Below are 22,960 nucleotides of genomic sequence, written 5' to 3' on the forward strand. Positions count from 1 at the left end.
ACGAAAGTCCTATCCCAGAAGTATAGGCGCGAAACCGCCGCCGGGGGTACGAAAATTCGTCGTTTGACCCCGGTACAACCGCGCTGCCGCGAGTAGCAGGTCGCCGCGATAGGTGTATAGCCGCACGTCGACCTTGAGCATTTCCCGTTGGTCATTGACCATCACCAGGCGCTCGGAGGGCGGGACCTGGGCTTGCGCGATATAGTCGCTCTCCAGAATCCGGGCGAAAGTACTCTTGGTCAGCTTGCTTCCACGGTACACGCCCTTGCTGCCATGACCGGCCACCGGCTTGAAGAACCACTGACGCCGCTCTTGCCAAAGAGTTGTGGCATTGTCGGTTGTAACCCTTACCGTCCGCGGTATGCCACGGCGTAGCGTACTGATGTTGTCGGCACTCAGGCCCCAGCTTTCCAGAGAAGCGGGGTCGGACAGTAGAGCCAGGTTGCGTTTGTCAGCAAACAGCGCGTGGGTGTGAGGGTTGGGGGTAATGACCGCGCCGCCCTCCAGCCACGCCGAACGCAAGGCGGCGTGTTCGGGGGCTTCGAGCCCAAAGTCTACGAGGCGGTTGTAAACCAGGTCGATCCGTAGGCCTTTCCCATAGAGCGCTCCGGCTTCATAGGTGAGTTCTTCGGGTGAGAGGATGAGGCTGTCGATACCGGCGCGCTGCAGCAATTGCTGAGCCAGCCTGAACTCCGGATAGAGATACTGGGACTCTGGCTGGTTATCGATGATCGCGATTCGCTCCGGACGACCACTACCGCGCTGGGCAAACCATTCACTCTCAAACTGACGGATCACGGCACGATCAAAGTTTCCGGTCCAGGACTCATTGGTCGCCCCACTACAACACCGCTGCTGTGCGCGACCCAGAATGGCATTGAGAAACGCGCCTCCGGCATTGGTATTGATTTCAATCAGGCGGGGGCCGTCGGAGCCGAGGTGGAAGTCATAGCCCATAAAGGCACCGGCGGGGCCAGGATCGAGTTGCGCCGTCTCCGGTGCCCAGGATAGCACCTGTTTCTGGAAGTCGGGGTGTGCGGCGGCGGTTTCCAGCGCCCGGACCACGGCCTGCATCCGGGCCAGGTCCTGACCGGGAACGAAAACGGCGGTGTTGGAGAAGAGCTGGTGCCAGGCGTCGCTGGAAAGGATGTCCTCGGCACTCTCTCCCAGCTGGTCGGCAATATTCCGGGAGACCTCGGGTCGATCGAGCGTGACGCAGGCACAGCTATGGTTCAACTGCTCCGCTTTCGTTGTTTCTGGAGAGTCTTCTGGAGGCGACAAATTCAGTCCTCTTTTCCGGTTCACGGGTGGCTCACTGAGCCAGGGCTCTATGACTATACGGGCTAGCTCTGTGCCGTAAAAGCCGATTATGGTAATGTCTGGTCCTTCTGGTCGATTGGTGGGCCATTAAGTAAGGGATTGATAGGATAATAATATGTCTGGAATCACCTGGCTGGGTCTCGTCCTGGCCGTTGTTCTTGTCTGGTCCGTCTGGAGCTTTAACCGTCTGATTCGCCTGCGCAATCAGGTGCGCACCGCCTGGAGCGATATCGATGTCCAGCTGGTGCGGCGTCATGACCTGATTCCGCAGCTGGTCAACACCGTCCAGGCCTATACCGATCACGAGCGCAGTCTTCTGACAGCGGTGACCGCGCTGCGTGCCCGGGCGGTCGAAAGCGACCGGCCCGGGACCCTGGCCGCTTTGGAGGGCCAGTTGGACCAGTCGTTGGCACAGATCTTTTTTCTGCAGGAAAATTACCCTGACCTGAAGGCGGACAGCAACTTCAGTCAGCTGCAGCGGGACCTGGTGGAAACCGAAAACCTCCTGCAGTACGCGCGCCGCTTCTACAATGGCGCGGTGCGCGCCCTGAACGATCGGGTCCTGCAGTTTCCCGATCTGTTGATTGCCCGTCTGGCTGGCTTTACCACCGCTGAATTTTTCAGTGCCGAGGCCCAGCAGCGCGAGAATGTTTCAGTGAACCCGGAGGGAAACCGATGAAAACCTTTTATTCTCAATTGTTTTTTTGTCTGACGCTAATGTCGATGGCTCTGCCGGCGTCGGCGCGCGAGCGGATCATTGATTTTCATTCGGATATTATCGTGGAGGCTGATGGTACTCTGGATGTGACCGAAACCATTGAGGTGCGCGCCGAGGGCAAGCGTATCCGACGCGGTATCTATCGGGATTTTCCCACCCGCTACAAAGATCGGCGCGGCGACCGGGTAGTGGTCGGGTTTGAAGTGGTTGGCGTCAAACGTGACGGTCAAACTGAACCCTGGTTTACCGAAAATCTCTCGAATGGTGTCAGGATCAATACCGGCAATGATCGTTTTTTGCCAACGCCCCTCACCACCCGCTACGAGATTCGCTACCGGACCACTCGCCAGTTGGGTTTCTTTGAAAACCATGACGAGCTTTACTGGAATGTCACTGGCACCGATTGGACCTTCGATATTGAGTCGGCCTCGGCGCGGGTGCAGTTGCCCCAGGCGGTTACCGAAGACCAGTTGCAACTGGATTTCTACACTGGGCCTCAGGGCAGCCGCGCCCAGGATGCCCGGGCGGAAGTGGTGGAGCCGGGGGTGGTGGAGTTTTCGACCACCGGGCCCCTGGGCCCGCGCGAGGGCCTGACCCTGGTGGTGGGCTTCCCCAAGGGCATTGTCGAGGAGCCATCGGGGCTGCAGGGGCTGCTCTGGTTTCTGCAGGACAACCGAGCCCAGCTGATCCTGTGGCTGGGTATCCTGGCGGCATTCGGGTATTACCTGCACCACTGGCGTCGGGAGGGGCGAGACCCTCAGCCGGGGCCGATATTTGCGCGCTACTATCCGCCGGAGGATTTCTCCCCGGGCGGTCTGCGTTACCTGTCGAAGGCGTTCTACGATGATCGCTGTTTTGCCGCCGATCTCGTGCATATGTCGGTCAAAGGGTTGGTCTCCATTCATCGGGAACGGAAATTCCTGTCCGATGACTGGCGGCTGGAAAAATGCAGCGATGTTTCCGATGAGGATCTGACGCCCAGCGAGCGAGGGCTGTTTTCTCATCTGTTTGCGGCCGGAAACGAAATCGAGCTGGACCAGAAAAACCACTCGATTCTGGGCGAGGCCATGCGTCAGCATAAAAAGCTCGTTAAGCGTCGGTTCAAGCCCCGGTACTTTGTGGATAATTTTAAAATCACCCTGAAGGCCTGGTTGGTCTCCCTGGTTGTGGCATTACTGGCATTCTGGCTCGCGGGGAACCTGGCATCCCTGACCTTCTGGGGACTGCTGTCGGCGCTGGTGGTGCTCAATGTGGTTTTTGCCCTACTGATGCGCCGCCCCACGCAGGAGGGGCGTCGATTGCTGGATCATATTGAGGGGCTCAAGTTATATATGGAAGTGGCCTCCAAGGACGACATTGCCCGCCTGGAGCATCGCAACCCCGATGAGCCACCGCTGGATGCGGAGCGTTTTGAGAGTCTGCTGCCCTACGCGCTGGCGCTGGATGTGGAGTCGGCCTGGACCGACAAGTTCACTCAGGTGGTAGGTGTCGAGGCGGCAAACCAGGCCACCAATCGCATGCACTGGTACCACGGGGACCTGGGGCGTGGTGGCCTGGCGGGTCTGAGCAACGATCTGGGTCAATCCCTGAGCTCGCAGATTGCCTCCTCTTCTTCCCCTCCCGGCAGTAGTTCCGGTGGTGGTGGAGGAGGTGCCTCCGGAGGGGGCGGTGGTGGTGGTGGCGGCGGAGGCCGCTAGATACCCCTTACCGGCCTTTTTGCTTGAAAAGCCACCGCGAGGTGGCTTTTTTTGTGTCAGGCTATGGGCGGTCCGGTTTTTACTCTAGGCTAGAGGGAATAAAATCCGTTCTGCTGCGTTGTCTTTAATATGAGGGTTGAATGACACAGGACTTTTGCTCACAACTGGTGGCCCTGCTGCCGCGTCTGAGGCGATTCGCACTCGGTTTGACGGCCAGCCGGGAGGAGGCGGATGACCTGGTTCAGGCCGCCTGCGAGAAAGCCCTGGCCAAACAGCATCAATGGCAGCCCGGGACACGGTTGGATTCGTGGATGTACCGGATCATTCAGACCCAGAGAATTGATTACCTGCGTCGGGAGAAGCATACCCCGGTAAGCCAGACGGAGGACGTAATGCTCGACTGGGAGGATACCCACAGTGCCGATCGTGCGGAGAACGAAGATCTGCTTCGGCACACGATGAAGGTTGTGGAAGGGTTGCCGGAAGAGCAACGGATAGTGATGCTGCTGGTGGTGGTTGAAGGTCACTCCTATCGGGAGGTGGCCGAGCAGCTGGAGATTCCTGTCGGCACCGTGATGAGCCGGTTGGCACGGGCCCGGTTGCGACTGATGGAGTGCCTGCCGGCAATGGAAGGACTAACCAATTGAGAGACAGCGCAATGAATGATGCCGAGTTTGAACTGATCATGGCCTATGCTGATGGGGAAACCGGACCTGAAGACACGGCCCGGGCTGAAGCACTGGTGGCGGACAATGCCGAGGCACGCCTGGTGCTGGCGCGGTTGCGCGCTTCGGACAAAAAGTTTAGAACCGGCCTGGATAGTGTCCTGGATGAGCCAGTGCCAGAGCGACTGATCCGCGCGGCGACGGAGCAGGCTCCGGAACGGGGGCGCCTGCTCCGCTTTCCTCAGAAGCGGCGTATTGGTCCCTCTCATTGGGCAATGGCCGCCTCGCTGGTGCTCGCGCTGGGCGTGGTGATGTTCTGGGCGGGAACGCCCGAACCGGGTACCGATGCCATGCGCGCCTTTGTCTACCAGACGCTGGAGCAGACCCCCAGCGGGGAGCGCAGAGCGGACCCGGAGCGAGGCTGGCAGGTAATGCCTCTGGCCAGTTACGAGACCGCCGACGGCCGATTGTGCCGGGAGTACGCCGGGCGCGCGGGCGATGATACGCTGTCCGGCCTGGCGTGTCGGACCGACACCAGCGAATGGGCGACCCTGGTGTCCGAAACCCGGGCTCCGGCCGCAGGCTTCCAGCCGGCCTCCGGACCTGAAGGGGCTGTGGTAGCGGCACTGGAGAAATTGCAGGCGGGCGAACCCTTGACGGCGCAGGAGGAGGCATCCCGGTTGCGCCGTCTGGACGAATGAGGATGAATTGAGTGGTGACAATTCCGGGAGTCAAGCTGGGCGGCGTTTTGGCGCCGCTCAGTCTGTTGTCCGCGCTGTGTATCGTTGTGCCGGTGGCTCAGGCTGAGGAGGGCAAGGATGACAGCGCCTTCTGGAGGGGCGTGGGCGACGCTGTCGATCTGTCAGTGTCCGCCGGCGCGCGCTACGAAGACAACCTGGTGGTGGAAGAACTCGACTCGGTGTCGCGGCAATCGGACGTGGCGCGGGTCGGGTCAGTGGATCTCGATGTGGCCCATTCGTATGGTAAGGATGGTCGCGTCGGCGCGGGTTATTTTCTGGAACAGCGGCGCTTTGAAGAGTACCCGGGCTATGACCTGGACCTGCATTACGGCTATGGCGATGTCAGTCACAAGGTAGGGCCGGTGCGCTGGACCACGCGCCTGGATGGGAGCGTGGCACATCTGGGTGGAGTGCGCCTTCTGGAGAACCGGAAGCTCGGGCTGCAGCTGTCCGGACTTGCCAGTCGGTCGTTCTACCTGCGCGGCGAACTGGCGTTCCGGCAGACCGACCTGCTGCGCGCCCCGGAGCGCAGCAGTGACGACACCCGGGCCCAGCTGGCTGGCTATTATTTTCTGGACGGCACCGCGCACTATCTCAGTGCCAACTACCGGTTCAATGCCAAGCGTGCCGAACAGTTCCGCTTTGACTACGACGCCCATCGGTTCGGGTTGCTGTACAACCGGCGCCTGTCGAGCTGGGCCACGCTGAAACTGGACTGGCGCTACGAGGAGCGCCAGTATCTCAGTGATGCCTCGACCCCCGCGAGCGGGTCGCGTCTGGATGAACGCCAGCGCTGGCGGGGGCGCCTGGAAGTTCCGATCGGCAAACGCCTGGAGCTGGAGCTGCGCTACGAGCACCGGGATTACGCGTCGAATCTGGCCAGTGTGGATTACACTGACAACCGACTGGAAGCGCGTTTTACCCTGGAGCTTCTTTAAGCCGGCGCTGCTGCCAACTCAGGGCTCAGTAGGGCTCCGAAGCTGACTTTTCCCCGGTAGGCCATGCCCGAATTCCGGGTCTTTGCCCGGCTCACCCAGATCCAATGTATCTTCTGTCAGTGCCTGCAGCGCCTCGTCCAGCGAGCCGGTGTCGGCCAAATAGCGGGCCAGAAGCGCCGATACCACGGGTGTGGCAAAGGAGGTGCCGGTAACCCTCTCAAACCCGTCCTCTCCCGAGGCGGCGGACAGATTGACCCCATAGGCCGCGAAATCCAGGTGATCTCCCCGCACGGCCTGGGAGTAGAGCCCCCCTTGCCGGTCGATGGCCGTTACCGCCACCACGGTGGCATAGGCCGCCGGGTATTGCGGGTCCGCCAGAGGGCCGGCGTTGCCCGCCGCTGCGACGGGCAGAATGCCCAGCTCCCGGACACGCTGCAAGACGGTTTCCAGCGTCTGGTTGGCCGGGCCCGCCAGGCTGATGTTGATGATGTCCACCGGCTGGGAGACCAGCCAGTCCAGGGCGGTAATCAGGCTCTGGGTCGTGGCAATGGAGCCGTATTGTGCCTGCTCGGAAAACACCGAGGCGGCGTAGAGTTCGGCCTCGGGTACCAGGCCTTGCCATTGTGGTGTGCGGCCCACGAGCAGGGAGGCAACTGCCGTCCCATGCGCCCGATCCTGTGCCGAGGGGTGTGAGACAAACGCCCTTTGTTCCAGGCGGGCGCCGGTGAAAACCGGGTGCTCGGCGTTCACCGGTCCATCCAGCATCCCGATGGCGACGCGTGCACGACCCGAAGGCGCCGGGCGGTAGAGGGCGGACAGGGTAGCGGGCTTCCTCCTTGCTTCCTCCTTGCTTGCTTTAGAGTCCTGCTTGTGTTCATAACCGTGGTTAAAATCCACCGACAGGCCGGGGTAGGTGTTGCGCAGTTCGGTGCGCAGCGCTTCCAGTGGCACATCGCCCTGCACATCGAAGCTTCCCAGGCTGACACCCAGCGCGGAGAGTGAGCGGCGGCTCTGCAACTCGATGTCCGGGTGGCCGTCCAGTCGGTCCAGCAGGGCGTCGTCGGTGACCACCAGCATTTGCCGGTTGACAATGAGTTCCCCGGTATTCAGCTCGACCAGGTTGTCCAGGTCATCTTCCAGCATGTCCAGTAGCCGCTCCTCCAGAGCGTCGGCCAGTTGTTCGTCCTGATCGAAGCGATCATCCAGGTCGTCCCGGTCCAGTTCATCATCGAGTTCATCCAGGTCGTCATCCACATCCTCAAGATCGTCCCTGTCTTCAAGGTCATCCATGTCTTCAAGGTCATCCTCCCAGTCGTCTTCGTCGTCCAAGCGGTCTTCGGCGGCTTGTTCAGCGAGGTCCTCGGCATGATCTTCCGCATCATCATCCAGCCGGTCTTCCAGCTCATCCTCGGCGGTATCTTCCGCCAGGTCTTCAAGCTCGTCTTCTACTTCGTCCTCAATATCATCATCGAGGTCCTCAAGGTCGTCCAGGTCCTCGTCGTCATCAAAGTCATCTTCGAAATCGTCATCCAGATCGTCCAGGCCATCCAAGTCGTCATCGTCATCGAGCTGCGCCAGATAGAGGGTCGGCGGCTGCGAATGACCAAAAGAGGAGAACGGCGATTCGGCCCCGGCGGAAGCGGCGCTCAGTAAAATGCCCAGGGCGCTACCGAGTAGCAAGCGGGGGACGAGAGGTAAGTCATTCAGGGGCATGGTCGTTGGCTCAGGTCAAAGGGGCGAGGACTGACAGCGCGCAAAGACAGGGTAGAGCAGGGATCACAGGTTTGGCAATCGGTTGAGAAACCGGGCCCGCTCCCTGCGGCCCGGCGCGTCCTCATGGTTTAGGCAGCGGTGCTCTCATCGTCGTCCTGATCGTCATCTTCCTGATCATCGGACGCTTGATCGCCATCGTCTTCTTCACCTTCGTCGGAGTCGTCTTCATCCGAGTCGTCATCCTCGTCCCGGTCGTAACTGGTGGCGACATCGTCATCCCAGCTGAACTCGACTTCGTCGGCCACCAGAGAGCCGTTGGAACAGCCGGAGTTACTGTCTTCGCCGCTTTCGGCTTCAACGATCGCATTGGTTTCCGTACTGAGGGTGCTGAAGAAATTGACCCGTCCGAGGCCGTCGTCTCCGAAGTTTTCGTCTTCCACAATGCTGGCGGTTTCGATGGCCACCCCGAGGATGGTAAAGGTGCCGTTGGAGACATCAACACTGCCGGCGTCCACCGGGCCGCGCAGGGAGCATGCCTGCTCGTCTTCATCGCTCTCGCGCTCGATCCGGCGCCAGGTCAGAGTGCCGTCTTCGGCGAGATAACCCCGGGCTTCAATGGCATCACCGGCCTGCAGGCGGGCCATGAAGTCTTCCGGTTTGAGGCGGTCACCGTCTTCGTCATCGTCTTCCACCCGGCTCATGCCCGTGGGGGTGATGGTGACGCCCAGGCGTGTGGTGAAACTGTCGGTTCCCACGGTTTCCACCTGGTCGGAGATTTCCACATTGCTGGTCTGCTCCCACTCGATGCCATCGTCGGAGTCAATTTCCAGGCCGCCCTCGGCATTGAAGGAGCCTTCGATTTCGACCTTGGTGCCCACCAGGCTGACCAGCAGACTGGCGTCAGTCACGGGGACCACAATGCCATTGATGGTGACGGTGTTGGGGCTGCTGTCGGTGTCGACGGCCTGAATGATGCCCTCAATTTCAAACTCGCCTTCCCGGTCGTCGTCGTCCAGACGGTCGTCTTCACGCTCGATTTCAGTGGCCAGCAGGCTGCCATCGGCCTGCAGTTCACCTTCAACATCCACGAACCAGCCGTCGCTGAGCTCACCGTCTTCGATGTCATCGTCCAGCGCCGTCAGGTCATACTGAACCAGCAGGTCGCGGATCATGAAGGTGCCGTTGGCGGTATCCAGACCGGAAATGACCCCTTTGATTTCCACTTCGTTGTCATCATCATCGTCGTCATCGCTGTTGAGCCGATCCAGACGAGTGGCGATAAAGCCGGAGTCGCTGAGAAAGCCGCTGACCTCGACCACAACACGCCCTTCGGCGCTGCTCAGGTCATTCAGGTCAATGCTTCCGTCCATATTGGCATCGGTGATGCCATCGCCCAGGATGGTGTTGGCGTCGACAGTCACAGTCTGGCCCAGAACCACCAGGGTGCCCAGCGCGGGGTTTTCGGCATCGGCCGAGACAGCGCTCACCGGTCCCTTCAGGTCTTTGTCGAACACCACGCGGGTGGCCCGGCGCTCGTCACCGTCCTGAGACGCTTCAATGGCGACCCGCATGCCCAGGCGAAGGTCGTCTTCGGACTTGAGGCCTTCACCGTCAAACTCGACTTCGGCGGTGGCGGTATTGTAGCGAACCCCATTGACGAAGATGCTGCCAAAGCCGGTGATCACACCGGAGGAGCTGACTTTGGTGCTGGAGCCATCGCTGTCCGGATTATTGGTATTCGGGGCCGAATCGCTGCCGCCGCAGCCGCTCAGAACCAGAGCGATGGAGGTGGCCAAGGCGCTTTTTTTAAGGTGTTTCATGGTAAGACCTCTGCTTGATTGATCGCTGTGCAAAGGCGACGGAGTGTCGCCTTTTGCCTGTATTTCATAAGAGACAACGGGTAGGGCCCGTTTTTATTCCCACCATGAAGAATTATTTAAGAAAGTGTGCAGTGGGTCACATCCAGGAGGGTCCGGCTTTTCACTACGGGGCTGTTTACCACCGGGCCTTGTCCCACATCTCAGGGTTGGCCCAGAAGCGCGGATTGTTCCAGTCGCGCTTGTGGTTGTAGGTAGCGATGTTGTAGGTATAGAGCGCCAGCCTGCGATCGTCCTGCTCAAACCGCGCCTGGCGCTTGAAGCCCAGGCCGATGAAGTCGGTCAGGGTCCAGTCTCCGGTGTCGGCCACCAGTACCGCAATCTGCTGGGTGCCGTAATTGCGCAGCTGTCCCAGCAGGGTCTGGCCCTGAGGGTGACCGAGGTGCTCCAGACAATCGGTGACCAGCGCCAGGTCCTGGGTCCGGGGCAGACTCAGGCCTTTTTCCGTGTCCTCCGCATTCAAGCGGGTGAGCGTGCAGTCGCTATGCTCCTGGCACCATTGTTGGGCCAGAACTTGTCCGGGTTCGCCGAAGGCGACCACCGCTTTGGGGGCGGTGCTTTCGATGAGGCTGGCGAGGGCCTGGTAGGGTTCATTCATGGAAGTGCCCGTGTCGGTTGCGACTCTGGTGTCATGCTCAGTATCACCCTGGGTGAGCGATCAGTATCACACCGGGCGATTGCGGCTGGCAAGGTTCTCGGTCGGGGTGAAAGTCCGCTATGATCGCAGTTCCACTCTGGCCACGGGGCGTCTATGAGCTTGAAGCAGATCGACCAGTTGTTGAACCCGCGCTCGGTGGCGGTGATTGGTGCCTCCAATCGGCCCAATCGACCGGGCAATGCGGTGATGCGCAATCTGCTACAGGGCGATTTTGCCGGGCCGATCATGCCGGTCACGCCCAAGTACCAGGCGGTCAACGGGGTGCTCGCCTACCGCTCGATTGCGGCGCTGCCGGAGGTGCCGGATCTGGCCATCATCTGCACCCGGGCGGTGCGGGTGCCGGCCCTGATTCAGCAGCTGGGCAAGAAGGGCACCCGCAGCGTGATCGTGATTGCCGCCGGGCTGGAGGAGCTGCAGACGGCCCAGGGCACCAACCTACAGGAACAGATGCTGGCCATTGCCCGGCACTGGGGTGTGCGCATTCTGGGGCCCAACTGCCTGGGGCTGTTTGTCCCGGGTATCGGCCTGAACGCCAGCTACGCCCACACGCACGCCCTGCCGGGCAAGGTGGCCTTCATCTCCCAGTCCTCGGCGGTCTGCGTCACCATCCTGGATTGGGCCAAACGTCGGCGCATCGGTTTCTCCCACTTTATTGCCCTGGGTGATGGCGGGGACATCGATTTCCATGAGCTGATCGATTACCTGGGGCGGGACCCCAAAACCCGGGCGATCCTGCTCTATATTGATTCGATTCGGGACGGGCGTGCCTTCATGTCGGCGGCCCGCGCGGCTTCGTCCAGCAAACCGATACTGGTGATCAAGGCGGGAGCCTCGGCGGAGGTGGGCTCGGCCATCAGTCGGCTGCCCGCCGGGCAGCGCGGCTCGGATCAGGTGTATGACGCCGCCTTCCGGCGGGCGGGGATGTTGCGGGTGCAGGATCTGCGCGATCTGTTTGCCGCCGTGGAAACCCTGGCTTACGGTCAGGAGCTGCGCGGCGAACAGCTGCTGATTCTGACCAACGGTAATGGTCCGGCCGCGATGGCCGCCGATGCCCTGATCCAACGCGGCGGTCATCTGGCCAGCGTCAGTGATGACACCCGGGCAGCGCTGCAACCGCTGGTGCCCAGCGGCGGGCGCGCCAGCAACCCGGTCAACCTGCTTGGCGATGCCTCGCCGGCGCTCTATCGCCAGGCGCTGGATCTTCTGCTACCCAGCCGTGAGGCCGACAACATTCTGGTGATGCACGCGCCCTCGGCACTGCATCCGGGCGAGGTGTACGCCGAGGCGGTGATCGAGGCCTATCGGAGTCTGTCCGGGCGCAAACCCAACCTGCTGGTGAACTGGATGGGGGAGGAGGCGGCCTATTCGGCCCGGCAGCGGTTTGCCGAGGCGGGCATCGCCTCTTTCCGCACGCCCGAGGGCGCGGCGGCCGCCTTCATGCACCGGGTGCAGTACCGGCGCAACCAGAAGCTGTTGTCGGAAATGCCCGACTCTGAAAGTGAAATGATCCCCCACCACCCGGAGGCGGCCCGGGCGCTGATCCGTCGGGCGCGGGAGGAGAGTATTGATACCCTCAGCCCGGCGCACTCGGCCGAGCTGGTGAACGCCTACGGCATCCACTCCCGGCCCCAGAATGATGAGTCTGGGGACACGGGCCCCGAGTGGACGGAGGATCGGGAGTCGCTGTCGCTGCGGATCCAGGTGCGCACCGACCCGGTCTTTGGCCCGGTGATGGTGCTGGGCGAAGCGGGGTCGGTGGCCGATTGGCAGCGCAACGCCGTGGTGGCCCTGCCGCCACTGAATATGGCCCTGGCCCGCTACCTGGTGATCCAGGCTCTGGCCGAGGGCAAAATCCGCGAGCGTCATCAGCCTCTGGAGCGCCACGCCCTGTGTCTGCTGCTCAGCCAGGTGAGTCAGCTGGTGGTGGACAACCCCGAGCTGGCGGAACTGGACATGAATCCCGTAGCGCACCGCCAGGGCATCTACACCGCGCTTGCGGTCTCCATCACTCTGGGCCCGGTCCAGCCGGGCCGACGCCTGGCCATACGGCCCTATCCCAAAGAGCTGGAGCAGCGGCTGAGCCTCAAGGACGGTCGCTCGGTGCTGTTGCGTCCGATCCGGCCGGAGGATGAAACCCGCCAACAGGCATTCGACCGGGCGCTCAGCCGCGAGGATCGTTACAACCGGTATTTTGGCGAGGTCTCGGAGCTCTCCCATGAGCAGATGGCCCGGGTCACCCAGATTGACTACGACCGGGATATGGCCTTTATCGCCACTGAACGCAATGAGCGCGGGGAAGAGGTGACGCTGGGGATGGTCCAGGCCCAGATGGACCCGGACAATCACGAGGCGGAATTCGGCATTGCCATTCGCAGCGACCTCAAAGGGCAGGGGCTGGGCCGCATCCTGATGGCCAAGATGATCGACTACTGTCGCGCCAACGGTACCCGCCATCTGGTGGGCTGGACCCTGCCCCAGAACCGGGGAATGGCCAACCTGGCCCGCAGCCTGGGCTTTAGCGTGCGCTTTGATGCCGAGGAAGAGGTGCTCGATATGCGCCTGGCGCTGTAGAGTGGGGGCAGTGGACTACAGTTTGGCGAGTGCCTTGATATGGGCCACGGCGCTGCGCCCCAGGGCTGAGAGGTCATAACCGCCCTCCAGCGTGGAGACGATGCCCCGGCAGTGATTGTCGGGATCCGGGTCCTGGCGGCTGTTGTCCACCAGGGTCCGTAACTGCTCACTTACCCATTGATAGTCCCGGTCGGTCAGACGGATGGATGACATGTCATCCTCCTCGTGCGCATCGAAACCGGCGGAGATCAGCAACAGCTGGGGCTTGAAGGCCTCAAGGGCCGGCAGCCATTGCTCGGTGATGGCCGCCTGAAAGTCTTCGCTTTTGCAGGTGGCCGGTAGCGGCACATTGACGATGTGATCGGCGCTGACGTTGATCGGGGTGCCCGGGTAGAAGGGGTGCTGAAAGCTGGAGCAGAACAGCACCCGGGGCTCGCGGAGAAACATGGCCTGGGTGCCATTGCCGTGGTGTACATCAAAATCGGCGATGGCCACCCGCTGTAGCCCGTGGTGCGACAAGGCGTGGGTGGCGGCAATGGCGACATTGTTGTACAGACAAAAGCCCATGGCCCGGTCGGGCTCGGCATGATGGCCCGGCGGGCGCACGTTGCAGAAGACCGCGTCGGTCTCACCGGCCATGACCAGGTCCACTCCATAGGCAGCAGCGCCGGCGGCGTGCCGGGCGGCCTCCAGAGTGCCGGGGGAGAGGTAGACGTCGGTATCAAAGGCGACAACACCCTCCCCTTCGGCGGGGGCGGCCGCCTCCAGCGATTCCAGGTAAGCCTCATCATGCACCCGAAGCAGCTGCGTCCGTGTGACCGCCGGAGCCTCCTTGTGCATCAGCAGGCCGTCGAGCCCGCTGGCGAGCAGTCGGTTGTCGATGGCCTCCAGCCGCTCCGGGCATTCGGGGTGCCCGTCGGGCATCCGGTGTCCGAGACAACTGGGGTGAGAAATGATCGTGGCCAGCATGGGGGTGCCCCTGAGCGCCGTGGTGATTAAAGCTGTTCCTGCAACTTTTCCATAAAGCGCTTGATGCGCTGGGCGTTGGCGCCCACGTCGCTCTTGCCCAGGCGGGATTTGCTGCGCATGTCCACGCGCACGCCTTTCTCGTGGGGCTGCAGGCGGATGACCACATCGTCTTTGAAACCGAACCAGAGGGTGGTGTCGGTGGCCTCCACCCGCGCGGTGTCGCCCTCGCGCTCGGCTGCCACCAGCTCCCAACCGCGCTGTTCGACGGTGGTCTGTACCGCTTCGAAAACTTCATCCATGGAGTAGTTCAACAGCAGCGGGGTGAGGTCCGGGTAGGCCTCGCGCTGTTGCTTGGCGGTTTCTTCGCCCGCGTACTCCGGCGGGTTGGGTGCGTCGGTGCGCAGCGGCAGGACGTCGACAAACTCGGGCGGGTTATCCAGGTCGGTGCTGATGTCGTGAATCGGCGGGACCGACTGGGCTGTCTGCCACTGGCTGAAGGGCAGGTAGAAGCTGAACAGTCCCAGCACGGCCGAGAACGCCAGAACAGAGACCAGCTTGCCTTCGGGCTTGCGCCATATGCCGTAGATGATCGCCAGCGGCGGGGCGATCAGACCCAGGATGGCACCGTAGCGCAGGAGGGTGAAGGCCTGGCCCAGATCGAGCCACTGCATTCGGTAAGCCGGGCCGGCCATGGCGACTATCAGCAGGGCGACAAAGCCACTGAGCAGAGCGAGCGTTGCGAACAGTTTTTTCATAATCAGCGCCATATTATCAAAATTGGTAGACTGGAGGCCTTTGGTTGCGGGGCCATGTTTCTATACGTGTAGCCGCTATTCTCGATCACAAAAGGTCTGACGTCCATGGCTGATATCGAACAACAGAGACTGACCCGCCATCCCGGGTTTCGCGTGCAGGTGGATTATGTGGGCGCTGAGCGCCAGCCGGTGGTCTGTATCGATTCGTTTCTCTCAGACGCGGAGCAACTGATGGAGGATGCCGTCGCGCGTGGTCGTTTCAGCGACAATACCGGCTTTTATCCCGGCCTGCGCACGCCTGCTCCAGGATCGTATTTTCGGGCGCTGTACGAATTGTTGCCGGAGATAGTCGAAGAGGTGTTCGGGATCGGCAACCACCAGATTGCCAGTGCCGAGTCCTCCTACTCGCTGGTCACCACGCCGCCGGAGGCGCTGCACCCGGTCCAGTGCATTCCCCATTTTGACTCCAATCATCCCACCGAGCTGGCCATGATCCACTTTCTGTGTGGCCCCGAGCAGGGCGGCACGTCGTTTTACCGCCATCGGGAGACCGGCTACGAATACGTGGATGAGGCGCGGCGAGACCGGTTTATCGGCGCGCTGGAAGCCGGGACCATGCCCCCCAAGGGCTATATCAACGGGGATACGGAGTTATTTGAGCGGATTGCCTCCTATGAGGCGGCGTTCAACCGGTTGCTGTTGTATCGCTGCACCAGTCTGCACTCGGGAAATATTGCGGAGGGTTTTCCGTTTGACACCAATCCGAGGACCGGGCGCTTGTCGATCAATACGTTTTTGTTGAACGAGTAGGGTGGGCTCGGCCCACCGTTTGGGATTATACCAGCACGCGTTATTTGGTGGGCAGAGCCCACCCTACGGGAAGTAGGGTGGGCTCTGCCCACCATCCAGGTTACAACTCCAACGTCACCAGCGACTTGGCCGGCAGCTCGACAATCAGCGTGCCGTCTTCGACACGGGCGCCGTTGAAGCTCTGCGGTACCAGATTCTCAGGATTGTCGAAGGTGTTGTGGGCGTTCATCGCGTCGGCGGTCAGAATGCGGCCTGATTTCACGTCGCTGACATTCATCTCCTCCAGGTCGATCTCGACAGTGCGAGCCACATTGGGGTCGATGTTGGTCAGGCTGATGTGCGTGCGGCCTTCATCATCGCGCGAGGCGGTGGCGCTGAGCGCGGGCAGGCTGTCGCCCTCGTAGCGATACTGCCCCTGGTCGAGGTCGATCGGCAGGGCCGTGGCGCCACGGTGAACCTTGTACAGGTCAAACACGTGGTAGGTCGGTGTCAGCAGCATCTGCTCGCCATCGGTCAGGATCATGGCCTGTAGCACGTTCACGGTCTGGGCGATGTTGGCCATTTTCACCCGGTCCAGGTGCTGGTGGAAGATGTCCAGGGTGACCGAGGCGGTCAGCGCATCGCGCAGGGTGTTCTGCTGATACAGGAAGCCCGGAATGGAACCTTCTTCCTGCTCGTGCCAGGTGCCCCACTCGCCCACGATCAGCCAGACGCGCTTCTCGGGATCGTGCTTGTCCATCATCTCCTTGTGGCCGGTGATGATCTCGTCCATCTCGATCGCCCGGTCCATCAGCTCGAACCAGTCGCTCTCGTCAAAATCGACGGCCTGGCCCTTGTGGGTCTCCCAGGAGCCCTGGATGGTGTAGTGGTGCAGGTCGAGCCCGTCGATCATGTCGCCGGCACGCTCCATGACCACGTCGGTCCAGTTGTAGTCGGCACCGGCGGCTCCGGCGGCGATGCGGAAGGGCTTCACATCTTCATAGGGGTGCAGGAAGGTGGCGAACCGGCGATAGAGGTCGGCGTAGTACTCGGGGCGCATGTTACCGCCGCAGCCCCAGCTCTCGTTGCCCACGCCCCAGTATTCGACGTTCCAGGGCTCGGCGCGGCCATTTTCAGCGCGCAGCTTGGACATGGGGCTGTCGCCCGGGTGGTTTACGTACTGCCACCAGTTGGCCATGTCTTCCACGGTGCCGCTACCGACGTTACCCACCACAATGGGGTCGGTTTCCAGCTCGGCGACCAGCTCCATGAATTCATGGGTGCCGACCGAATTGTCTTCGGTCACGCCGCCCCAGAGGTTGTTGACCACGGAAGGACGCTCATCCTTCGGGCCGATGCCGTGCTGCCAGAAATAGTAGTCGGCAAAACAGCCGCCGGGCCAGCGCAGGTTGGGAACGCCCAGGTCTTTGAGGGCATCCACCACATCATCGCGGATGATGTAGTCGCCATCGGCGTCTTTTTTCCAGAGGCCGTCGTAAATGCCGCGGCCCAGGTGTTCGGCAAAGTGCCCGTAAATATGCGGATTGATCTCACCGGCACTGTCGTCAGTGTCCACAGTCATAGTGTGGGTACTGTCGTTCTGGGGCGAGGTCGTCGTGCAGGCGGCGAGGCTCAGGGCCAGGGAACTGGCAAGGGTGAAAGAACGTAGCGTTTTCATAAGCCGATCTCTTATTAGGGTTGTTCAATGTGACAGGAATGGGGATATCGACGATATTTTAGGATGCAAAATATCATAGTACAAAAAGCGGGTGGTGGGCAATTGGCGAGCCATTGGCAACTGGAGGGAGCGGCCCCTCATTCAATCTGGATTTCGTGCGCCAGCAGATTCAGCGGTTCCAGCATTTCACCGGGGATGATCTTGTAGAAGTGGGGCGAGGCATCCTGGGCCCGGGGCTGTTTCATGGCCAGCGAGAGGCAGTAGTCGTCATCCAGCTCGTAGTGATGGAATTGCCATTGATGGGCATCGTCCTTCAGCGCCGGGTCGAACTCGGTGTTGATCAGGCCATTGTTGTCGAGGTGGAATCGGGCTTTGTCCAGGCCGTTGGCGATCCCCTTGCCGACGGCTTTCAGGTAGGCCTCCTTCAGGGTCCAGAGCCGGAAAAACTGCTCGGGCTGGCGCTTTTCCGCCATCTCGGCCAGTTCCCGGGCCTCATCGGGGTGGAAGAATCGCTCGGCCAGGGCCGTGACTGAGCGGTGGTGGTCCCGCTCCTGCAGGTCGACACCAATCTCGGCCTCCACGGTGATCGCAACCGCCAGCCATTCACCGCTGTGACTCAGGTTGAATGACAGGTCCATGGGGGCATCGTCGGCGACCTGGGGCTTGCCGTTGGCGTTGTGGGCAAAGGTCCAGTCCTCGGGTGAGATGCTGTCGGAGTATTGGGACAGACAGCTGCGCACCGCCATTCGGGTAATCAATTGTTTGCGGCGCAGGGCCGGGTCGGAAAATTCGTCGAGCCGCTTCAATTCCTCCTCGCTCAGCGGTTTTTCGTAGGCTTCCAGTTTTGAATCATCAATGGTGCGAAAGTCCAGCAGAAAAACATGGGCAATGCGCTGCGGCAGAAGAATCATGGGTACCTTCCCGGAGTCAATGGCTGAGTATGTCTGCTAGATTAACGGGGGTCGCTGGCCGAGATCAATGTCTTATCGCCTGGAGGGCGATCTTTACGAAACTTGTCACTTTTGCCGGAGCCGCGCGGGGCCGGGGTGGCGCGGGAGGCCGGGAAGTCCCTACAATGGAGCCATTCTGGTGTCGTCAAGGCACCCCTTCCTGTCGTCAGTGGCGGTTTCTAGTTGCCGCTGACACCCATTGGGCCGGTTTGCGGCGCAGCTTTGGAGTCTGAACATGATCAAATCACGTGCGGCGGTGGCCTGGGGCCCCGGAAAACCCCTGACGATTGAGGAAGTCGACGTCATGCCCCCGAAAGCGGGTGAAGTGCTGGTGCGGGTGGTCGCCTCCGGTGTCTGCCACACCGATGCCTTTACGCTCTCGGGGGAGGACCCGGAGGGTAACTGGCCGGCAATTCTGGGTCACGAAGGGGGCGGCATTGTCGAGCAGGTGGGCGAGGGGGTCACCAGTGTGGCTGTCGGTGACCATGTGATTCCGCTCTATACGCCCGAGTGTGGCGAGTGCAAATTCTGCAAGTCGGGCAAGACCAACCTCTGCGGCAAGATCCGGGCGACCCAGGGCAAGGGCGTGATGCCCGATGGCACCTCGCGTTTTTACAAAGACGGTGAGCCCATTCATCACTACATGGGCTGCTCCACCTTTTCCGAGTACACCGTGTTGCCGGAAATTTCCCTGGCCAGGGTCAACAAGGAGGCCCCGCTGGAAAAGGTCTGCCTGCTCGGTTGCGGTGTCACCACCGGCATGGGCGCGGTTCTCAATACCGCCAAGGTAGAGCCCGGATCCACGGTGGCCATTTTTGGTCTGGGCGGCATTGGTCTGTCCGCTATCATCGGCTCCGCCATGGCGAAGGCCGGGCGCATCATCGCGATCGATATCAATGAACGCAAGTTTGATCTGGCCAAGCAACTTGGCGCCACCGACTGTATCAACCCGAAAGATTACGACAAGCCGATCCAGGAAGTGATTGTCGATCTGACCGACGGCGGTGTGGATTACTCTTTTGAGTGTATTGGCAACGTCAACGTCATGCGCTCGGCCCTTGAGTGCTGTCACAAGGGTTGGGGTGAGTCGGTCATCATCGGTGTGGCCGGCGCCGGCCAGGAAATCAGCACCCGGCCGTTCCAGCTGGTGACCGGGCGCGTCTGGCGCGGCTCGGCCTTCGGCGGCGTAAAAGGTCGTAGCGAATTACCGGGCATTGTCGATCAGTATATGCGCGGCGAGTTCAAGCTGGACGATTTTATTACTCACACCATGCCGCTCGAAGACATCAATGAAGCGTTTGAATTGATGCACAAGGGCGAGAGTATTCGCAGCGTCATTCACTTTTAAAATGCGCCGGGGACCTTATGAGTATTGAAAAAATCAGCAGTGCCAAAAGCTTTGAGGGTTGGCACCAACAGTTCCGGCACCGTTCCGACGTGCTGCAATGTGATATGCGCTTTGCCGTCTATCTGCCGCCGCAGGCACAAACCCAGCCCGTGCCAGTGCTCTACTGGCTTTCGGGGCTGACCTGCACCGATGAAAACTTCATGCAGAAGGCGGGCGCCCATCGCGTGGCGGCCGAACTGGGAGTGGCGATTGTCGCCCCGGATACCAGCCCGCGCGGCGAGGGTGTGCCGGATGATCCGGAGGGGGCCTATGACCTTGGGCTCGGCGCCGGTTTTTACGTCAACGCCACCGAGTCACCCTGGCAGTCGCACTATCAGATGTACGACTATGTGGTGAAGGAGTTGCCGCAACTGATCGAGCGGGAATTTCCGGTCACCGACCAACGCGCGATCAGCGGTCATTCCATGGGCGGGCATGGCGCCCTGGTGATCGGCCTGCGCAACCCGGAGCGGTACCGCTCGATTTCGGCTTTCAGTCCCGTCTGCAACCCGGTCAACTGTCCCTGGGGGCAGAAAGCCTTTGGCGCTTATCTGGGTGAGGATCGGGCGGCCTGGCGCGAGTACGATGCCAGCGAGCTGCTGGCCGCGCGCGGCAGTGGCAAACTGATCCTGGTCGACCAGGGCGATGCCGATAACTTTCTGGCCGACCAGCTCAAGCCGCAGGCGCTGCAGGCGGCGGCCGATCAGAGTGAAGCACCGCTCACGCTGCGACTGCATCCCGGGTACGACCACAGCTACTTTTTCATCGCCAGTTTTATTGAAGAGCATCTACGCTTTCACGCGCAGCAGCTGGCCTGACGAGCGGTGCCATTGTCAGAGTTTATTTATTGGCTGGGCCAGTTTTTCGGGCTGATGAGTTTCGCCCTGGGCGTTTACTGCTTTTTTCAGCGCGATGATCGCAAGCTGAAAATTTTCATGTTCCTGCTACAGCTCAACAACTGTATCCATTTTGCGTTGTTGGCGGCACCCACGGCGGTGCTCAGTTCTCTGCTGGCGGTGGTACGCACCGGTCTGTCCCTGAAAACCAGCTCAAAGCTGGTGGCCTGGTTTTTTATCCTGGTCAGTCTCGGGTTGGGCTGGGTGATGGCCGATGTCTGGGTCGATATGCTGCCGGTGTTCGGCTCCTGCGTGGGCACTTATGCGCTTTTTTGCCTCACCGGGATTCGTATGCGCCTGGCGTTTCTGGTGGGCGCCTGTCTGTGGTTGGCGAACAATATCGTGGTGGGGTCCATCGGCGGCACGCTGCTGGAGATCACCCTGATCAGCGTGAACTCCAGCACCATTGTGCGATTGTGGTTGGCCAAACGCCGCGAGGCGGCTTAGGGCACCCTCGCGGTGCGGCGGATGCGCCTTAGGCTCCGAGGCGTCGGACCGATCCGCCCTACGATGAACCTCGAGCTATCTGTAGGGCGGATAAGCCTAAGGCGCATCCGCCGTAACCCAACGTTAATCTTCAGGCGTACTCCAACCCCCGCCCATCGCTTTAAACAGCGTCGCCGTCGCCGCCAGCCGATCACTCACCGCCTGACTCAACGCCAGCTCCGCATCGAGGAGACCGCGCTGGGCATCCAGCAACTCGTAAAAACCGATGCTCCCGGCCTCGTACTGCAGCTCGGCCAGCTCCAGAGTTTCTTCGATGGCGTCGGTCTGGCGGCGCACGGCCTCAACCCGGCGATCCGCGCTGTCATAGATCACCAGTGCATCCCGGGCATCGCGAAAGCCATTGGTGATGGCCAATTGATATTCCGCTTCGGCCAGGGCCAGTTGCGCCTCGGCGCTATCGACCCGTAAGCGCGTGCGGCCAAAGTCAAACAACGGGCCAGCGAGGTTGGCACCCACACTCCACATTTCCGCCGGCGCCGTGAACAGGTTGTCACTGTCGAGCGCCACACTGCCGCCCAGCGCCTGCAGATTCAGGCTCGGGAAACGCTGCGCCTGGGCGACGCCCACCCGGGCGTTGGCGGCAATCAGGGCCTGCTCGGCGGCGCGGATATCCGGGCGACGTTGCAACAGTTCTGAGGGCAGCACGGCGGGCACACTGTCGGGTAGTTCAATCTCGGTCAGCCTGCTGTCGCCAAAGTCCAGTTCACTCAACAGCTCCCTGGGGGTGTAGCCCACCAGCAGGGCCAGGGCGCTGCGCAGTTCGTGCACCTGCTGCTCCTGCTGAGGCAGGCGTGCGCGGGTGCTCTCCAGTTCGGCGCGTGCCTGGCGGGTGCTCAGCGGATTGCTGGCGCCGCTCTCGGCTCGGATTTCTTCCAGCTCCAGGGTTTCTTCCCGGGTGCCCAGGGTGTCCTGGGTGATGGCCAGTTGCTGCTCGGCGGCGCGCAGGTTGAAGTAGGTGGTGACCACATCGGTCACCAGATTCAGGCGCACCGCTTCGGTGCCGAACACTGATTGCGCCAGCAGTGCCCCGGCTGCTTCGCGCTCCCGAGCGAGGCGGCCCCAGAGGTCCAGCTCATAACTGAGCACACCGTTGACGGAGAACCGGTTGCCGATCTGGCCGCCACCCAGCTCGGGCGGCGTGGCGGCCGCCGAGCTCTGTTCCCGGGTGGCATCGGCCTGGGCGTTGAGGGACGGCCAGCGATTGGCCTTGCTCAAGCCGAGCTCTGCCCTTGCCTGCTCGATCCGCTGAAGCTGCACCTGCAGCTCCAGGTTGTCGTCCAGGGCGCGTTCGACCAGGGCGTTCAGGGTGGTGTCGTCAAAGCGGGTCCACCAGTTCTGCCATTCGCCGCTGTCCTGCCCGAGCAATTCGTGCTCGGGCCACTGCTCGGGTAAGTCTGGCGATTGGGCCTGGTAGTCCGGGTCCAGGGCGCAACCACCGAGTAGAGCGATGGCGGCGGTCAGCGTGGTCAGCTTACGCATTTTGCTCGCCTCCCTGATTGTTTTTACGGTTTTCATTCCAGGTCACCAGATCTTCCAGCACTTTGTAGGTCAGGGGGACAAACAGCAGTGCCAGAGTACTGGCGAGCACCATGCCGCCAACCACGACCGTCCCGATTTCCTGACGGCTGGCCGCACCCGCGCCCGAGGCAAACATCAGCGGCAGGGAGCCGATCACAAAAGTACCGGCGGTCATGATGATCGCGCGGAAGCGCTGGCGCGCCGCGGTCACGGCCGCCTCGGTGGAACTCATGCCCTCGCGCCGGTTCTGCGCCGCGAACTCGACAATCAGAATGGCGTTCTTGGCCGCCAGGCCGATGAGCACCAGCAGCCCCACCTGGAAGTAGATGTCGTTGGGGTAGCCGCGCAGGGTCGACGCCAGGGCGGCGCCCAGCACCCCGAAGGTGTTCTTGACGGTATAAGTTGGCCATTCTGGCCAAACTATGGTGTATTAGTACACTCATTTTGGCCACTTCCCGAGACTCAAAAGCCACCCTTTCCGTGAATTGGAGAGGCGGTTGACGCTTTTTCGACGTAGCCCACCAGTTCAACGCAGAGCTGCCACCGGCAAAAGCTGAAAATCCAAGAAGAATTAGTTGATCACTGCATTCCGCTGCCACTGGGAGCCTCCATAT

General features: G+C 61.4%; 20 protein-coding genes. 10 read left to right on the forward strand and 10 right to left on the reverse strand.

Annotated features, from left to right (window positions below; genetic code table 11):
• Nucleotides 1-9: 9 nt before the first annotated feature.
• A complete protein-coding gene (locus tag AAE484_RS08900; protein WP_341938023.1) occupies nucleotides 10-1,236 on the reverse strand; it encodes a hypothetical protein in 1,227 nt (408 codons plus the stop codon).
• A gap of 199 nt (nucleotides 1,237-1,435) precedes the next feature.
• On the opposite strand from AAE484_RS08900, the gene AAE484_RS08905 reads away from it, so the two are divergent.
• The 5 genes from AAE484_RS08905 (at nucleotide 1,436) to AAE484_RS08925 (ending at nucleotide 6,078) form a co-directional block, all read left to right on the forward strand.
• Nucleotides 1,436-1,999, forward strand: a complete 564-nt coding sequence (locus tag AAE484_RS08905) for a LemA family protein (protein WP_341938024.1) — start codon at nucleotides 1,436-1,438, stop codon at nucleotides 1,997-1,999.
• Nucleotides 1,996-3,735, forward strand: a complete 1,740-nt coding sequence (locus AAE484_RS08910; protein ID WP_341938025.1) for a DUF2207 domain-containing protein — start codon at nucleotides 1,996-1,998, stop codon at nucleotides 3,733-3,735. Before AAE484_RS08905 ends, AAE484_RS08910 begins: the two co-directional genes overlap by 4 nt.
• 140 nt (nucleotides 3,736-3,875) lie before the next feature.
• Nucleotides 3,876-4,382, forward strand: coding sequence for an RNA polymerase sigma factor (locus AAE484_RS08915; RefSeq protein WP_341938027.1), 507 nt, complete (start codon nucleotides 3,876-3,878; stop codon nucleotides 4,380-4,382).
• Between the two features lie 11 nt (nucleotides 4,383-4,393).
• Nucleotides 4,394-5,101 (forward strand): anti-sigma factor family protein, encoded by a 708-nt coding sequence (locus tag AAE484_RS08920; protein WP_341938028.1) that lies wholly within the window; start codon nucleotides 4,394-4,396, stop codon nucleotides 5,099-5,101.
• A gap of 11 nt (nucleotides 5,102-5,112) precedes the next feature.
• Entirely contained in the window at nucleotides 5,113-6,078 is a 966-nt protein-coding gene (locus AAE484_RS08925; RefSeq protein ID WP_341938029.1) for a hypothetical protein, read from the forward strand.
• Between the two features lie 18 nt (nucleotides 6,079-6,096).
• On the opposite strand, the gene AAE484_RS08930 is transcribed toward AAE484_RS08925, so the two are convergent.
• The 3 genes from AAE484_RS08930 to AAE484_RS08940 form a co-directional block, all read right to left on the reverse strand.
• Nucleotides 6,097-7,791: a S8 family serine peptidase gene (locus AAE484_RS08930; protein WP_341938030.1), complete on the reverse strand. Its 1,695-nt coding sequence runs from the start codon at nucleotides 7,789-7,791 to the stop codon at nucleotides 6,097-6,099.
• Between the two features lie 128 nt (nucleotides 7,792-7,919).
• On the reverse strand, nucleotides 7,920-9,611 hold the full coding sequence (locus AAE484_RS08935) for a DUF5666 domain-containing protein (RefSeq protein WP_341938031.1): 1,692 nt from the start codon (nucleotides 9,609-9,611) through the stop codon (nucleotides 7,920-7,922).
• A gap of 175 nt (nucleotides 9,612-9,786) precedes the next feature.
• On the reverse strand, nucleotides 9,787-10,266 hold the full coding sequence (locus AAE484_RS08940) for a DUF6231 family protein (protein ID WP_341938032.1): 480 nt from the start codon (nucleotides 10,264-10,266) through the stop codon (nucleotides 9,787-9,789).
• Nucleotides 10,267-10,419: 153 nt separating this feature from the next.
• Between AAE484_RS08940 and AAE484_RS08945 the strand changes: the two genes are divergently transcribed.
• A complete protein-coding gene (locus tag AAE484_RS08945; protein ID WP_341938033.1) occupies nucleotides 10,420-12,897 on the forward strand; it encodes a bifunctional acetate--CoA ligase family protein/GNAT family N-acetyltransferase in 2,478 nt (825 codons plus the stop codon).
• Nucleotides 12,898-12,912: 15 nt separating this feature from the next.
• Here the strand turns inward: AAE484_RS08945 and AAE484_RS08950 are convergent, their stop codons facing one another.
• Both AAE484_RS08950 and AAE484_RS08955 read right to left on the reverse strand, forming a co-directional pair.
• Entirely contained in the window at nucleotides 12,913-13,866 is a 954-nt protein-coding gene (locus AAE484_RS08950) for a histone deacetylase family protein (protein ID WP_341938034.1), read from the reverse strand.
• A 26-nt stretch (nucleotides 13,867-13,892) separates the two neighbouring features.
• Nucleotides 13,893-14,621 (reverse strand): DUF1499 domain-containing protein, encoded by a 729-nt coding sequence (locus tag AAE484_RS08955; RefSeq protein ID WP_341938035.1) that lies wholly within the window; start codon nucleotides 14,619-14,621, stop codon nucleotides 13,893-13,895.
• Nucleotides 14,622-14,726: 105 nt separating this feature from the next.
• On the opposite strand from AAE484_RS08955, the gene AAE484_RS08960 reads away from it, so the two are divergent.
• Nucleotides 14,727-15,431 (forward strand): DUF6445 family protein, encoded by a 705-nt coding sequence (locus tag AAE484_RS08960; RefSeq protein ID WP_341938036.1) that lies wholly within the window; start codon nucleotides 14,727-14,729, stop codon nucleotides 15,429-15,431.
• Nucleotides 15,432-15,531: 100 nt separating this feature from the next.
• On the opposite strand, the gene AAE484_RS08965 is transcribed toward AAE484_RS08960, so the two are convergent.
• Complete coding sequence (locus AAE484_RS08965; protein ID WP_341938037.1) at nucleotides 15,532-17,088, reverse strand: alpha-N-arabinofuranosidase; 1,557 nt, start codon at nucleotides 17,086-17,088, stop codon at nucleotides 15,532-15,534.
• Between the two features lie 137 nt (nucleotides 17,089-17,225).
• The gene (locus AAE484_RS08970) at nucleotides 17,226-17,999 is read right to left on the reverse strand and encodes a 4'-phosphopantetheinyl transferase family protein (protein ID WP_341938038.1); all 774 of its coding nucleotides are present in this window, start codon (nucleotides 17,997-17,999) and stop codon (nucleotides 17,226-17,228) included.
• A gap of 274 nt (nucleotides 18,000-18,273) precedes the next feature.
• On the opposite strand from AAE484_RS08970, the gene AAE484_RS08975 reads away from it, so the two are divergent.
• From AAE484_RS08975 to AAE484_RS08985, 3 genes are read left to right on the forward strand one after another with little or no spacing between them, the layout of a single operon-like run.
• On the forward strand, nucleotides 18,274-19,386 hold the full coding sequence (locus tag AAE484_RS08975) for an S-(hydroxymethyl)glutathione dehydrogenase/class III alcohol dehydrogenase (RefSeq protein ID WP_341938039.1): 1,113 nt from the start codon (nucleotides 18,274-18,276) through the stop codon (nucleotides 19,384-19,386).
• A 17-nt stretch (nucleotides 19,387-19,403) separates the two neighbouring features.
• The gene (gene fghA / locus AAE484_RS08980) at nucleotides 19,404-20,243 is read left to right on the forward strand and encodes an S-formylglutathione hydrolase (RefSeq protein ID WP_341938040.1); all 840 of its coding nucleotides are present in this window, start codon (nucleotides 19,404-19,406) and stop codon (nucleotides 20,241-20,243) included.
• A gap of 6 nt (nucleotides 20,244-20,249) precedes the next feature.
• Nucleotides 20,250-20,768, forward strand: coding sequence for a YgjV family protein (locus tag AAE484_RS08985; RefSeq protein ID WP_341938041.1), 519 nt, complete (start codon nucleotides 20,250-20,252; stop codon nucleotides 20,766-20,768).
• 123 nt (nucleotides 20,769-20,891) lie between these two features.
• On the opposite strand, the gene AAE484_RS08990 is transcribed toward AAE484_RS08985, so the two are convergent.
• Nucleotides 20,892-22,307 carry an efflux transporter outer membrane subunit gene (locus AAE484_RS08990; protein ID WP_341938042.1) on the reverse strand — a complete coding sequence of 472 codons (1,416 nt, stop codon included), beginning with the start codon at nucleotides 22,305-22,307 and terminating at the stop codon, nucleotides 20,892-20,894.
• The gene (locus AAE484_RS08995; protein WP_341938043.1) at nucleotides 22,300-22,722 is read right to left on the reverse strand and encodes an efflux RND transporter permease subunit; all 423 of its coding nucleotides are present in this window, start codon (nucleotides 22,720-22,722) and stop codon (nucleotides 22,300-22,302) included. Before AAE484_RS08995 ends, AAE484_RS08990 begins: the two co-directional genes overlap by 8 nt.
• Nucleotides 22,723-22,960 lie beyond the last annotated feature (238 nt).

This window comes from Marinimicrobium sp. C2-29 (genome assembly GCF_038419845.1).
In the GTDB taxonomy this organism is placed as follows: Bacteria; Pseudomonadota; Gammaproteobacteria; order Pseudomonadales; family Cellvibrionaceae; genus Marinimicrobium.

What these genes read in the sequence shown, in the direction of transcription:
- AAE484_RS08940 (WP_341938032.1), bottom strand. Translation starts at nt 10,266, where the DNA reads ATGAATGAACCCTACCAGGCCCTCGCCAGCCTCATCGAAAGCACCGCC.
- AAE484_RS08965 (WP_341938037.1), bottom strand. Translation starts at nt 17,088, where the DNA reads ATGAAAACGCTACGTTCTTTCACCCTTGCCAGTTCCCTGGCCCTGAGC.
- AAE484_RS08945 (WP_341938033.1), top strand. Translation starts at nt 10,420, where the DNA reads ATGAGCTTGAAGCAGATCGACCAGTTGTTGAACCCGCGCTCGGTGGCG.
- AAE484_RS08905 (WP_341938024.1), top strand. Translation starts at nt 1,436, where the DNA reads ATGTCTGGAATCACCTGGCTGGGTCTCGTCCTGGCCGTTGTTCTTGTC.
- fghA (WP_341938040.1), top strand. Translation starts at nt 19,404, where the DNA reads ATGAGTATTGAAAAAATCAGCAGTGCCAAAAGCTTTGAGGGTTGGCAC.
- AAE484_RS08930 (WP_341938030.1), bottom strand. Translation starts at nt 7,791, where the DNA reads ATGCCCCTGAATGACTTACCTCTCGTCCCCCGCTTGCTACTCGGTAGC.
- AAE484_RS08950 (WP_341938034.1), bottom strand. Translation starts at nt 13,866, where the DNA reads ATGCTGGCCACGATCATTTCTCACCCCAGTTGTCTCGGACACCGGATG.
- AAE484_RS08990 (WP_341938042.1), bottom strand. Translation starts at nt 22,307, where the DNA reads ATGCGTAAGCTGACCACGCTGACCGCCGCCATCGCTCTACTCGGTGGT.
- AAE484_RS08955 (WP_341938035.1), bottom strand. Translation starts at nt 14,621, where the DNA reads ATGAAAAAACTGTTCGCAACGCTCGCTCTGCTCAGTGGCTTTGTCGCC.
- AAE484_RS08920 (WP_341938028.1), top strand. Translation starts at nt 4,394, where the DNA reads ATGAATGATGCCGAGTTTGAACTGATCATGGCCTATGCTGATGGGGAA.
- AAE484_RS08975 (WP_341938039.1), top strand. Translation starts at nt 18,274, where the DNA reads ATGATCAAATCACGTGCGGCGGTGGCCTGGGGCCCCGGAAAACCCCTG.
- AAE484_RS08970 (WP_341938038.1), bottom strand. Translation starts at nt 17,999, where the DNA reads ATGATTCTTCTGCCGCAGCGCATTGCCCATGTTTTTCTGCTGGACTTT.
- AAE484_RS08960 (WP_341938036.1), top strand. Translation starts at nt 14,727, where the DNA reads ATGGCTGATATCGAACAACAGAGACTGACCCGCCATCCCGGGTTTCGC.
- AAE484_RS08935 (WP_341938031.1), bottom strand. Translation starts at nt 9,611, where the DNA reads ATGAAACACCTTAAAAAAAGCGCCTTGGCCACCTCCATCGCTCTGGTT.
- AAE484_RS08910 (WP_341938025.1), top strand. Translation starts at nt 1,996, where the DNA reads ATGAAAACCTTTTATTCTCAATTGTTTTTTTGTCTGACGCTAATGTCG.
- AAE484_RS08915 (WP_341938027.1), top strand. Translation starts at nt 3,876, where the DNA reads ATGACACAGGACTTTTGCTCACAACTGGTGGCCCTGCTGCCGCGTCTG.